This is a genomic window from Melghiribacillus thermohalophilus, from assembly GCF_004342905.1.
GTDB classification, from domain to species: domain Bacteria; phylum Bacillota; class Bacilli; order Bacillales; family Alkalibacillaceae; genus Melghiribacillus; species Melghiribacillus thermohalophilus.
This window is the reverse complement of sequence record NZ_SMAN01000014.1, coordinates 63,982-74,841: the sequence shown is the minus strand read 5'-3', so window position 1 is coordinate 74,841 and position 10,860 is coordinate 63,982. Positions and strand designations below refer to the sequence as shown.

Annotated in this window: 11 protein-coding genes, 12 tRNA genes and 1 rRNA gene; 2 read left to right on the top strand and 22 right to left on the bottom strand. The window is 42.7% G+C overall.

Annotated features, from left to right (window positions below; genetic code table 11):
* The 14 genes from EDD68_RS10385 to EDD68_RS10320 form a co-directional block, all read right to left on the bottom strand.
* Window positions 1-93 (bottom strand): 16S ribosomal RNA (locus EDD68_RS10385); the annotation flags it as partial.
* 85 nt (window positions 94-178) lie between these two features.
* Window positions 179-255, bottom strand: a tRNA-Ile gene (locus EDD68_RS10380).
* 3 nt (window positions 256-258) lie between these two features.
* A tRNA-Gly gene (locus EDD68_RS10375) sits at window positions 259-332 on the bottom strand.
* 15 nt (window positions 333-347) lie between these two features.
* Window positions 348-424 (bottom strand) — tRNA-Pro (locus EDD68_RS10370).
* Between the two features lie 7 nt (window positions 425-431).
* Window positions 432-508: transfer RNA gene (locus EDD68_RS10365), tRNA-Arg, on the bottom strand.
* Between the two features lie 79 nt (window positions 509-587).
* A tRNA-Leu gene (locus EDD68_RS10360) sits at window positions 588-671 on the bottom strand.
* A gap of 18 nt (window positions 672-689) precedes the next feature.
* Window positions 690-775, bottom strand: a tRNA-Leu gene (locus tag EDD68_RS10355).
* 5 nt (window positions 776-780) lie between these two features.
* Window positions 781-856 (bottom strand) — tRNA-Lys (locus EDD68_RS10350).
* Window positions 857-887: 31 nt separating this feature from the next.
* Window positions 888-962 (bottom strand) — tRNA-Gln (locus EDD68_RS10345).
* A 4-nt stretch (window positions 963-966) separates the two neighbouring features.
* Window positions 967-1,043: transfer RNA gene (locus EDD68_RS10340), tRNA-Asp, on the bottom strand.
* A gap of 31 nt (window positions 1,044-1,074) precedes the next feature.
* Window positions 1,075-1,146, bottom strand: a tRNA-Glu gene (locus EDD68_RS10335).
* Window positions 1,147-1,163: 17 nt separating this feature from the next.
* Window positions 1,164-1,254, bottom strand: a tRNA-Ser gene (locus EDD68_RS10330).
* 2 nt (window positions 1,255-1,256) lie between these two features.
* Window positions 1,257-1,331, bottom strand: a tRNA-Asn gene (locus tag EDD68_RS10325).
* 319 nt (window positions 1,332-1,650) lie between these two features.
* Window positions 1,651-2,097, bottom strand: a complete 447-nt coding sequence (locus tag EDD68_RS10320; protein ID WP_132372204.1) for a SprT family protein — start codon at window positions 2,095-2,097, stop codon at window positions 1,651-1,653.
* Between the two features lie 176 nt (window positions 2,098-2,273).
* Between EDD68_RS10320 and EDD68_RS10315 the strand changes: the two genes are divergently transcribed.
* Together EDD68_RS10315 and cmpA are read left to right on the top strand one after the other, a co-directional pair.
* Window positions 2,274-4,208, top strand: coding sequence for a putative bifunctional diguanylate cyclase/phosphodiesterase (locus EDD68_RS10315; protein WP_165902143.1), 1,935 nt, complete (start codon window positions 2,274-2,276; stop codon window positions 4,206-4,208).
* A gap of 132 nt (window positions 4,209-4,340) precedes the next feature.
* Window positions 4,341-4,460: a cortex morphogenetic protein CmpA gene (cmpA, locus tag EDD68_RS10310; protein ID WP_132372200.1), complete on the top strand. Its 120-nt coding sequence runs from the start codon at window positions 4,341-4,343 to the stop codon at window positions 4,458-4,460.
* Between the two features lie 75 nt (window positions 4,461-4,535).
* Here cmpA and EDD68_RS10305 read toward each other — a convergent pair whose 3' ends face one another.
* The 8 genes from EDD68_RS10305 to EDD68_RS10270 all read right to left on the bottom strand — a co-directional run bounded on the left by EDD68_RS10305 (window position 4,536) and on the right by EDD68_RS10270 (window position 10,857).
* On the bottom strand, window positions 4,536-6,680 hold the full coding sequence (locus tag EDD68_RS10305) for a Tex family protein (protein WP_132372214.1): 2,145 nt from the start codon (window positions 6,678-6,680) through the stop codon (window positions 4,536-4,538).
* Window positions 6,681-6,777: 97 nt separating this feature from the next.
* Complete coding sequence (locus EDD68_RS10300; RefSeq protein ID WP_165902142.1) at window positions 6,778-7,380, bottom strand: SpoIIE family protein phosphatase; 603 nt, start codon at window positions 7,378-7,380, stop codon at window positions 6,778-6,780.
* Window positions 7,377-8,168, bottom strand: coding sequence for an RNA polymerase sigma factor SigB (gene sigB / locus EDD68_RS10295; RefSeq protein ID WP_132372196.1), 792 nt, complete (start codon window positions 8,166-8,168; stop codon window positions 7,377-7,379). The genes EDD68_RS10300 and sigB overlap by 4 nt, the downstream gene beginning before the upstream one ends.
* Window positions 8,140-8,619: an anti-sigma B factor RsbW gene (gene rsbW / locus EDD68_RS10290; protein ID WP_132372194.1), complete on the bottom strand. Its 480-nt coding sequence runs from the start codon at window positions 8,617-8,619 to the stop codon at window positions 8,140-8,142. Before rsbW ends, sigB begins: the two co-directional genes overlap by 29 nt.
* The gene (locus EDD68_RS10285; RefSeq protein ID WP_132372192.1) at window positions 8,619-8,948 is read right to left on the bottom strand and encodes an STAS domain-containing protein; all 330 of its coding nucleotides are present in this window, start codon (window positions 8,946-8,948) and stop codon (window positions 8,619-8,621) included. The genes rsbW and EDD68_RS10285 overlap by 1 nt, the downstream gene beginning before the upstream one ends.
* A 124-nt stretch (window positions 8,949-9,072) precedes the next feature.
* A complete protein-coding gene (locus tag EDD68_RS10280; protein ID WP_132372190.1) occupies window positions 9,073-10,083 on the bottom strand; it encodes a PP2C family protein-serine/threonine phosphatase in 1,011 nt (336 codons plus the stop codon).
* A 12-nt stretch (window positions 10,084-10,095) separates the two neighbouring features.
* Window positions 10,096-10,497, bottom strand: a complete 402-nt coding sequence (locus EDD68_RS10275) for an anti-sigma regulatory factor (protein WP_132372188.1) — start codon at window positions 10,495-10,497, stop codon at window positions 10,096-10,098.
* A gap of 3 nt (window positions 10,498-10,500) precedes the next feature.
* Complete coding sequence (locus tag EDD68_RS10270) at window positions 10,501-10,857, bottom strand: STAS domain-containing protein (protein WP_132372187.1); 357 nt, start codon at window positions 10,855-10,857, stop codon at window positions 10,501-10,503.
* Window positions 10,858-10,860: the final 3 nt, after the last annotated feature.

The window sequence follows — 10,860 nt, the reverse complement described above, 5'->3', positions numbered from 1 at the left end:
CCCGAAGGGATCTGGATGCTTCCCGCGCTCGACTTGCATGTATTAGGCACGCCGCCAGCGTTCGTCCTGAGCCAGGATCAAACTCTCCAAAAAATCGTTTGAATCATTTGATTCTCGCTTCTGGCGTTACAAGTTGTTTTGTTCAGTTTTCAAGGTTCGAAGACATACCATAAGATTATGGTGGGCCTGAGTGGACTTGAACCACCGACCTCACGCTTATCAGGCGTGCGCTCTAACCAGCTGAGCTACAGGCCCATATGGAGCGGGTGATGGGAATCGAACCCACGACATCAGCTTGGAAGGCTGAGGTTTTACCACTAAACTACACCCGCATATTAAACTTGGAATGGTCGGGAAGACAGGATTTGAACCTGCGACCCCATGGTCCCAAACCATGTGCTCTACCAAGCTGAGCTACTTCCCGTCTTCAATGGCGCGCCCGAGAGGAGTCGAACCCCTAACCTTCTGATCCGTAGTCAGACGCTCTATCCAATTGAGCTACGGGCGCAATGCTTATTTTTTAGCGACAGATTATATTGTAACACTTTGATTTATTTAAGTCAACACTTAATTTTCGTTTTATGAAATGCGGTCGAGAGGATTTGAACCTCCACGGGGTTAACCCCCACTAGGCCCTCAACCTAGCGCGTCTGCCGTTCCGCCACGACCGCAAATATCAATTATCAAAATGGTGCGGGTGGAGGGAGTCGAACCCCCACGTCATAAAGACACTAGATCCTAAGTCTAGCGCGTCTGCCAGTTCCGCCACACCCGCTAAAATGGTGAGCCATGGAGGATTCGAACCTCCGACCCTCTGATTAAAAGTCAGATGCTCTACCAACTGAGCTAATGGCTCATAAATGATGGCCTATATGATTCGAAGGAATTGGCTGGGGTAGCAGGATTCGAACCTGCGCATCACGGGACCAAAACCCGTTGCCTTACCGCTTGGCTATACCCCAACACTGGCGGTCCGGACGGGACTCGAACCCGCGACCTCCTGCGTGACAGGCAGGCATTCTAACCAACTGAACTACCGGACCCAAACACATATAAAATTGAACAAAAGAAAGATGACCCGTACGGGATTCGAACCCGTGCTACCGGCGTGAAAGGCCGGTGTCTTAACCACTCGACCAACGGGCCATTTAAAATGGTATAAATGGCGGAGAAGGAGGGATTTGAACCCTCGCGCCGTTTACACGACCTACTCCCTTAGCAGGGGAGCCCCTTCAGCCACTTGGGTACTTCTCCACTGGCTCCACCGGCAGGATTCGAACCTGCGACCAATCGGTTAACAGCCGATTGCTCTACCACTGAGCTACGGTGGAATCATCATATGCATGTAGATGCTGTGTCATTTTGTTATTTTAACAACAATCACACACATCTAGAATACTCATTCGCGTGGTGCGCTGAAAATAAAATAATGATGCTTATCCATTTACCCATCCGTTCTCTATCACCGAATTACAGTAAATGATTCAAAATTTAATCAGTATTTCCTTGCGACGGTAAGTATAATACAACATCTTTTTAATGTTGTCAAACTTTTTTTTGAACTTTTTTCGTAAAATCATTCTGTACTTATAGGACCTGTTATCCTTGGGCCTATTTAATTTAACATGGTATGCCTGTTTCGTCAATGACTTATAAATGTTTTTTTAGCATTCCTCTACAGCGTCCGCAACGATATTTTGAAAGATTCATTCTCCTGATTCGTTTATACACCTTTCCACATTGCATACACTCGTAAACATGCTTTCGTTTTTGGTTCATGGATGGAAGTGGATTGCAAAATCTGGGGGAATTTGTTTGTTCCAGCAACGCTTTAAATTCAGGGTCACGATGCTGATACCCTTTTCCCTGTATATGCAGGTGATAGTGGCAAAGTTCATGTTTAATAATACCCATTACTTCATCTATGCCAAGTTCTTCAAGATATTTAGGATTAATTTCTATACGTCTGTGTCCGGGAAGATATCTTCCTCCAGTTGTTCGTAAACGATGGTTGAAGATCACATCGTCCTTAAAAGGTTTACCAAAGTAGCGGATGGATAATTCGTTCACTAGATGGTGCAGTTCTTCATTCGTCATAATCTTGTCCACCTATTCGTTCTCTCTAATCTATTGTACATAGAATCTAAGATGTCTACAAGGGATGTGTCATAAATTTCCATAAGGCGTAACGAAATCTTCATATCTTACTTCATTATGCCAGCCGATTATTCATTATAATGAAAGTACCAGACTTGCTGAGAGGATGGTCTCAAATGAAAAGCGATGACATCAAAAGAGAAGTTTGCGCGGGTAAACAAAAAAGGGGATTGGCATATGCCTTCCGATTTTCTGCAGTATACATACTGATCGGTGCTGCAGGAATTATTCTATGGGAATTCATCGTTTTAAAAATAACCGAAAACACAATGTTCTCTTTATTTCTTATCCAAAACTCAGAATGGTTTTTCCTATTATTTACAGCTCTGATTATGTTTTATATTGCCCTTCGTTTTATTTTTAGGGATCGTCAGTACATTCAACTTCTTTTAAACCAGAAACAGCAACTCAAACTCTATGCAACCGTATTTGAACGCATGCAAGAAGGCTTGATGATTACAGACAAGAACAAACGTATTGTCAAAATCAATCCGGCTTTTACCCGGACAACCGGATATACGGCTAAAGAAGTAATTGGTAAGTCCGCTGGCATTTTAAAGTCCGGACTTCACCATCGCAATTTTTACAAAAAAATGTGGGAATCTATCTACACTACAGGAAAATGGCAGGGCGAAATTATTAACCAGCGAAAAAACGGAGAATTTTATCCTGAAAAATTAAGTATAAACAGCATAAAAAATAACAATGGCGAGATAGAAAACTATATCGGGATCTTCACTGATATAACCAATGAGCGCAAAGCAGAAGGTAAAATTGACTTTCTTACCTACTACGACCCCATCACCCATTTGCCAAGGAGGAAGTTTTTCCTGGCACAGGCCCAGCAGCTGATTGAGCAAACGGACAAGCCGGCAGTCATGATGATTGAAATCAATCACACCGAACATATTGAAAACACCAAGAAATCCAGCATGTTTGATGAAATACTGCAGGCTATTTCCCTGAGAATCCAGAACACATTTTCTGACCATATGATCGGAAGAGTCGGGACAAAAGAGTTTGCGATTGCTTTCGATGTTCAGACAGCAGACGAAATCCCAGAAGATCTTGCGCAGAGGCTAAAAGAGAATATCGAAAAAAAAATAGTCATTAACCAGGATGAATTTTTCATCCGTGCCAATATCGGAATTGCCCTGGGGGATTTGGGAACTGAAACCGCTGAACAGCTCTATCATAATGCCTTAATGGCCAAATCATATGCCGTATCCAGTCAAATGGCATATAAAATTTATGATCAGAAAATGCAAAGATCTTTTGACCGCAGACTTTATCTGGAAAAAGAGCTGCCGAAAGCCATCGAAAGGCAGGAACTCACTGTTTTTTATCAGCCAAAGGTTCTCCTGGAAACCGGAGAGCTTTCCGGACTGGAAGCCCTTGTCAGATGGGATCATTTCCGATTGGGCATGGTTCCCCCGGATGAGCTCATTTCAATTGCAGAAGAGACCAAATATATCCATCGTATTGGGGAATGGATGTTGAGAGAGGTGTGCAAAGATATTCAGAATTGGGATAAACAACGGCTGCATATTCCACAGGTTTCCATTAATTTATCCCCTGTCCAATTTTTTGATGATAACCTTATTCATACGGTAAAAACCATTATAAATCAATATCATATTTCGCCTTCAAGACTGGAATTTGAGATTACTGAGTCCATTAGCATGTTTGATATTGAACAAATTGATCAGAAACTCTATGACTTAAAAAGAATCGGAGTTCAAATTGCCATTGATGATTTCGGGACAGGCCATTCCAGTCTGGTATATCTACAACGCCTTCCAGTGGATGTAGTAAAAATTGACCGCTCATTTGTCATGGACATACCTGAAAATCAAGGACATATCGCTTTGACAAAGGCCATTGTCGCTATGGCTCACGAACTCGGACTGAAAGTTGTAGCAGAAGGAATCGAAACCATTGAACAACAACAATTTTTGCAGTCATTACAATGTGAAATGGGACAGGGTTATTTATACAGCAAGCCTGTCCCGGGAAAAGAGGTCCCACTGGGCTGCTTTGAAGTAGTGTAACGAGCCAGAATTGATATTGTTGCGAAAGAAATGCTTTTTCTTGTTTTTCCCTTCCTTTCATAACGTTTTCAGTAACCGACGGCAGGGAATTGCATAAACTAATTATGGGATCAATTGAGCGGAGGGGATAATATGCCGAATTGGTTTAAAAACCAGATGAAAAATGCCTTCCGGTCTAAAAATGTATACCAGATCAAGTTGCTTAATCAATGCTGGTTTTTTTATCAAAAACGGGTTATACCAAAGAACTGAAGAAAGGGAGAAGCTGTTACATAGAATGCCCACGAGGCTTAATCAGACTTCTCCCTTTTTCATTTGTTTTGATCATTAGGCAATGGGATGAATCATCGTCAAGGCAATTCGTTCCCGCTTAATGTCTATTTCATCAACCCAAACCGTTACAATGTCACCTACAGATACAACATCGAGAGGATGTTTGACATAATGACTGGACAGTTTTGAAATATGTACCAGCCCGTCCTGTTTGACCCCGATATCCACAAATGCTCCGAAATCAACTACATTCCGCACGGTTCCCTGTAACTCCATTCCTTTCTTCAAATCCTCGATGTCCAGGACATTACTTTTAAGCATTGGCTTTGGCAGATCATCTCTAGGATCACGCTCCGGTTTGGCCAGAGCTTCTGTGATATCTTTTAAAGTCGGCAAACCGGCATCCAATTTTTCGGCCATATCCTTAAGATCAAGGTTCTTCAAAGCCGTGGCCAATCGCTCAGAGCCTAAATCTTCTTCTGAAAAACCAGTTTGTGCCAGAAGCAGTTTAGCCTGTTCATAGCTTTCCGGGTGAATAGGTGTACGATCCAGCGGATTTTCGCCGTCTATAATCCGCAGAAATCCGATTGCCTGCTCATAGGTTTTGCTTCCGAGGCGAGGAACGTCTTTTAATTGTTTGCGGTTTACAAATTTTCCGTGTTCCTCCCGGTATTTGACAATATTATTGGCTACGGTCTTATTTAATCCGGAAACGTACTGTAACAGTGACGGTGATGCTGTGTTCACATTAACCCCTACCTGGTTTACTGCTGTTTCTACGACAAAATGCAGTGATTCACTGAGACGTTTTTGACTGACGTCATGTTGATACTGACCGACACCGATGGACCTGGGGTCAATTTTGACCAATTCGCTTAACGGATCCTGTACCCTGCGTGCAATGGATATCGCACTTCTTTCTTCCACCTGCAGATCAGGAAATTCCTCACGGGCTAACTTCGATGCGGAATAAACACTTGCACCTGCTTCATTCACAATTAAATATTTCGTATTCAGTTTATGTTTTTGAATGGTTTCGGCTACAAATTGTTCCGTTTCCCTTGAAGCTGTTCCATTGCCTATGGCAATCAGTTCGACTGGATATTGTTCCAGCATGTTCAGCAACATTTTTTCTGCACCTGCTGTGTCATTTTTTGGTGGGGTGGGATACATGACATCAATCGCCAGTACCTTCCCCGTTTCATCCACAGCAGCCAGTTTACACCCTGTCCGATAGGCAGGGTCAATGCCGAGCACCGTTTTTCCTTTAAGAGGGGGCTGCAGCAATAGGTTGCGCAAGTTTTTGGAAAAGACATGAATCGCCTGTTCTTCCGCCTTTTCTGTTAAAAGATTTCGTATTTCTCTTTCAACGGATGGCTGTATAAGCCTTTTGTAACTGTCTTCAATGGAAGCCTCCAGCACCTCTTTCTCCTGTTGATTTGGGTGTTTGAGTATTTTTTTATTCAGATAGGCGATGATCGATTCATCGGGAGGCAAAATAGACACTTTTAAGACCTCTTCCTTTTCGCCCCGGTTAAGAGCAAGGATACGGTGAGAGGTAATGGTTTTTACGGATTCTGAGTAGTCATAATACATGTGAAAGATTCCCTTTTCATCCGCTCCTTCATTTTTCACTTCAGAACGAATAGTGCCTTTCTGGAACGTTTCATTTCGAATATGTTCCCTGAAAGACGGTTCATCGGAAATCCATTCGGCAAGAATATCATTGACACCAGCCAGCACATCGTCAATGGTATGCAGGTCATGTTCTTCAGACAAATAGTTTTCGGCTTCCAGACGCAGATCTGTATTTTGCTGCTGCCACACCTGCTGTGCAAGGGGTTCCAGTCCTTTTTCTCTAGCAACCGTAGCCCTTGTCCTTCTTTTTTGTTTATAGGGACGATATAAATCTTCCACCCTCTGAAGCTTTTCGGCATTCATGATGTCTCTCTTTAAAGAGTCAGTTAATTTCCCCTGCTCCTCGATCAGCCGAATCACTTCTTCTTTGCGCTTGTGAAGCTGAACCGTATATTCGTAAGTCTCCTCTATTTCTTTTATTTTGACTTCATCGAGCCCGCCGGTTAATTCCTTTCGATATCTGGCGATAAAGGGGACAGTATTTCCTGCTTCAAGTAGTTCGATTACTTGTGCGACAATGGATGGTTTGATGTTTGTCGCTTTTCCTACTGATGAAATCATCGCTTCTTTCAAGTCATTTCCTCCTTATTTTGCAGTTTAACCGTATCACTGGAACGAAAGAGGTCTTTCCAGAAAAGAAAGACCGGATACGGATCAATTATGTTGATATGTATTTCATGACAAGTAAAGTGGTATCATCTTCCGGTTTTTCGTACTGGCTGGATGAAAACCAGTCAACAATTTCTCCGGACGAGGGCAGTCTGGACAGATGATCAAACTGCTGTTCATTTTTGACTCCATCCGAAAACATAAAAATCGTAGAGGGTATATCGATTTTTCGCCGACTTAACTGAAATGACCGGCGATAGCCACTAAGATAACCCGGAGAAGGAATATGCCGAGTTTTTTTTCCATCCCGGCTATATATCACAATACCGATATTTCCAACTGATGTGAAGGTCACAACCTTTGTTTTAAAATCTATTTTCATTATTCCCAGAACGGCCCCGCGTCGATTCACAAGAACCTGGCTGCAATGTTTCATAATGGCCTCTATGGACTTGTGGCGATGTTGCTGTATGGCATCTATGACGGCTTGAGAAGAGTCCCTGGCCAGGATCCCGCTGCCTAACCCATCGGCGATGGCACAGATACATTCTTCCTCCGCTTCATGAAAATAATAGCTGTCACCGCATAGATGTTTGCCTGCTTTTGATTCCTGAAATACTGCTACATCAATCCTGTTCCCTGATAAAATCAAAAGAATACCTCCGTACTGTCTGACTGAAGAGCTTCCCTTAATTTCCGTAATGCCCGCCGCTGCAGCCTTGAGACATGCATCTGGGAAATCCCTAATTGATCTCCGGCCTCTTTTTGGCTCATATTTTCAAAAAAGGTATATTGAATAATATCTTTTTCCCGTTCTGTTAAAATCGGCAATAACTTTTTCAACAGAATCTGAAAGTCGACCTGTTCGTATCCTTTTTCGTCTTTTCCGATCAGATCAAGGATTGACACGGCGCTTCCGTCCGAATCGGCTTCTACCTGATGATCCACAGATAAAGCGCGATAACTCTGGCTCATTTCCATTGCCTCTAACACTTCTTCCTCACTGGCGTTCAAATGATCGGCAATTTCCTCTACCGATGGAGAACGCTGCAGGCTGGTGGTCAATTCTTCGACGGCTTTTTTTATTCTAGGACCCAGTTCTTTAATCCGGCGAGGAACATGAACGCTCCAGGTTTTGTCCCTGATGTAACGTTTAATTTCTCCGATGATGGTGGGAATGGCAAAAGCCTCAAACGATTTTCCGTATGACGGATCATACCTGCGGATGGCAGCCATAAGTCCCAGCATGCCTACCTGAATGAGGTCTTCTTGTATGGAACGGTTTCTGGCATATTTTTTAGCAAGCGTTTTTACCAGCTCGTCATACCTTAACAGGATCTTTTCCTGAATTTCCTCATCTTCCGGGTGTTCCTGCAAATAAGCAATCCACTTATATACGTCGTCATCTGACCTATTGTGTGGTTGAGATCTGGTCGTCACTCTGCTCCACCCCATTTTCATGGAGGAATTTTGTCATAATTACGATGACACCATATTTATTATTAATTTCCACCTTATCCATGAGTGCATCAATTAAAAACAGACCAAAACCACCTTCCCGAAGATTTTCTATCGGTTGATCACTTGTATATGGCCCAATATCTTTCTTTACTTCTTGCAAATTAAAACTTCCTCCATGATCGGCGACCATCACCTCAAGGCGGTTTGTATATAATCCAAACCCGACCGTAACTTCCCCCTCGTCATTTTCATGGTACGCATGTTGAACGGCATTCGTAACAGCTTCAGATATGGCTACCTTCAAATCTTCTATATCATCATAGGTAAAACCCATCCGATTGGCGATCCCTGAAATGGTCAGCCGTATAACCCCGACATACTCTGCCTTAGCCGGAACTCTCACTTCTACAAAATCAAATGGCTTATCCATCACAATCCACCCCGTACCTTTTCTTCTATATCTATGATTTCATTGAGTCCAGTTATCTCAAATAACCGAAATACCTTTTCCGGCAAATTGGTTAACACTAAATGGCTACCGTGTTCCCTTGTGGATTTCAAAGCACTGATAAACACACCTAAACCTGTGCTGTCCATGTACCCCACTTTTTCCAGATTAATTTTCACAAGAGTCCCCTTTTCTTTCGTTAAAGGAAGCAATTTCTCTTTTAACCGGGGTGCTGTGTATACATCAATTTCTCCAGATAATGCGAGTACATACTCCTTTTCATTTTTCTCAACATTCACCGTCAGATTCATCCTCCGTTCCCCCTGTCAAAACATACTCGATTTTGTTCCATTTAGTCAAATTCCCCTTTTAAGAAGTGACTAAACCTAAATAGAAGCTTCAGGTGTACTTCCTGTTACACATAAACATGCCTTTTCAATTTTCTCTCCGAATCACAATCAGGGTAAAATCATCCCTGAGCTGAAAATCCTGAAGTTCTTCAAAATAACGAAAAACACGCTCAACCATTTGCTGAGCAGGCAAATGGGTATACTGTTTCATGACTTCGATCACTTCATCCCGCTCCAGAAACCGCTCACCGCGCCTGCACTCCGTTACGCCATCAGTGAGCAATACAATCATATCCCCGAGTTCAATTCTCCGCTTATATTGTTTATATGTAACATCCCGTTCCACTCCGAGAACAAGCCCTTTCGCCTCTATTTCCGTAAACACACCATGTTGTCCATGATAGAATAATCCAGGTTCATGACCGGCAGAAGCATAATAAAAATCATGTGAATCAGGATTGTATAGCCCATAAAACATCGTGACAAACATTCCGGGGTCCACATTTTTTTCCACTACCCGGTTTAATAGCTGAAGAATCCGTTTAGGCAGCATCCTGGATTCCGGGAAGCTGTCCATGGTATATTTCACCATGGACATACAGAGGGCTGCCGGAAATCCTTTTCCAATCACATCAGCAATGGCAACTCCAAGATTTCCCCGATGATCCTCAATAAAGTGGTAATAATCTCCATTCATCTGTTTTGCCGGAATGGAGATGGCCCCAATATCCAGTCCCTTAATTTCTGGAACTCTTGTATTGAGGAGCTTCTCCTGCATCTTTGCTGCTAGGGCAAGCTCCGATTTGATTTCCAGCTGTTCTTCTCGCATTTCTTGAAATTCTTTGTAAGCGACCCCATACGAAATCATGGTTTCCAGCAAAAAATCAAGCGATCTTCTAAATGTTTCAGGCAAGTCAGGATACAGGTCTTCCAGAGCCTGAATATATACATGAATAATTTCGTCTGGTGTGACATTTTGCCTGATGGATTCTTTGCTGAACAAATCTGCTTTATAGAGGGTTTCTTCATCATTTTTTTCGATAAAACGTTTAAGTAACTGTTTATAGTTTTCCTTTTCCAGATTAACGGTTTGCATTACGATCCTCCTTTACCGGAGCCACTTCACAACTTCAACCTCCGTTCCTGCACCCGGAACTGAAGAAATATGAAATTCATCCATTAAACGCTTCACTCCCGGCAAACCCGCTCCCAGACCGCCTGAAGTGGAATAGCCGTCTTTCATCACCTTTCCGATATCTTCAATGCCCTGCCCTTGATCAATCGCTCTGATCCGAATACCCTTTTTCGGATGATCTTCGACTATATCAAAATAAATTTCTCCGCTCCCTGCATATAAATAGATGTTGCGAGCCAGTTCTGATATGGCTGTTGCAATCCTGGCCTGATCCACGGTACCAAAGCCCAGTTTTCTGGCCAGATTTCTTCCTAGTTGTCGTGCTGAAACGATGTCCCATTCTTTTTCAATATTAACGCAGGATTGACTGTTCATCTGTTATTCCTCCAATGTTTGCCGCAGCTTAATCAATCCTTGTTCAAGATTTAATGCAGTAGGGACATCCTTCAAATGTATTCCCAGGTCAATCAGCGTCATCGCCACAGCAGGCTGTATGCCTGTTAAAACAACTTTTGCTCCCATTAAATTAGACATCGATACAACGTCACCAAGCACTTTGGCAATAAATGAATCAATTACATCCACAGAGGTCAGATCAATCACCACTCCGGTTGCTCCAGTTTCATGAATTTTATGTAAAAGATCTTCTTGAAATTGGATGGCTGTCTGATCATCCAGCTCAATTTGGATGGATATCAGCAAATAATTATGTAGCTTTAAAATGGGGATGCGCACAAT

Coding starts and splice junctions, on each gene's coding strand:
- EDD68_RS10320 (WP_132372204.1), bottom strand. CDS start 2,097: ATGACGAATGAAGAACTGCACCATCTAGTGAACGAATTATCCATCCGC.
- EDD68_RS10315 (WP_165902143.1), top strand. CDS start 2,274: ATGAAAAGCGATGACATCAAAAGAGAAGTTTGCGCGGGTAAACAAAAA.
- cmpA (WP_132372200.1), top strand. CDS start 4,341: ATGCCGAATTGGTTTAAAAACCAGATGAAAAATGCCTTCCGGTCTAAA.
- EDD68_RS10305 (WP_132372214.1), bottom strand. CDS start 6,680: ATGATTTCATCAGTAGGAAAAGCGACAAACATCAAACCATCCATTGTC.
- rsbW (WP_132372194.1), bottom strand. CDS start 8,619: ATGGATAAGCCATTTGATTTTGTAGAAGTGAGAGTTCCGGCTAAGGCA.
- EDD68_RS10285 (WP_132372192.1), bottom strand. CDS start 8,948: ATGAATCTGACGGTGAATGTTGAGAAAAATGAAAAGGAGTATGTACTC.
- EDD68_RS10280 (WP_132372190.1), bottom strand. CDS start 10,083: ATGCAAACCGTTAATCTGGAAAAGGAAAACTATAAACAGTTACTTAAA.
- EDD68_RS10275 (WP_132372188.1), bottom strand. CDS start 10,497: ATGAACAGTCAATCCTGCGTTAATATTGAAAAAGAATGGGACATCGTT.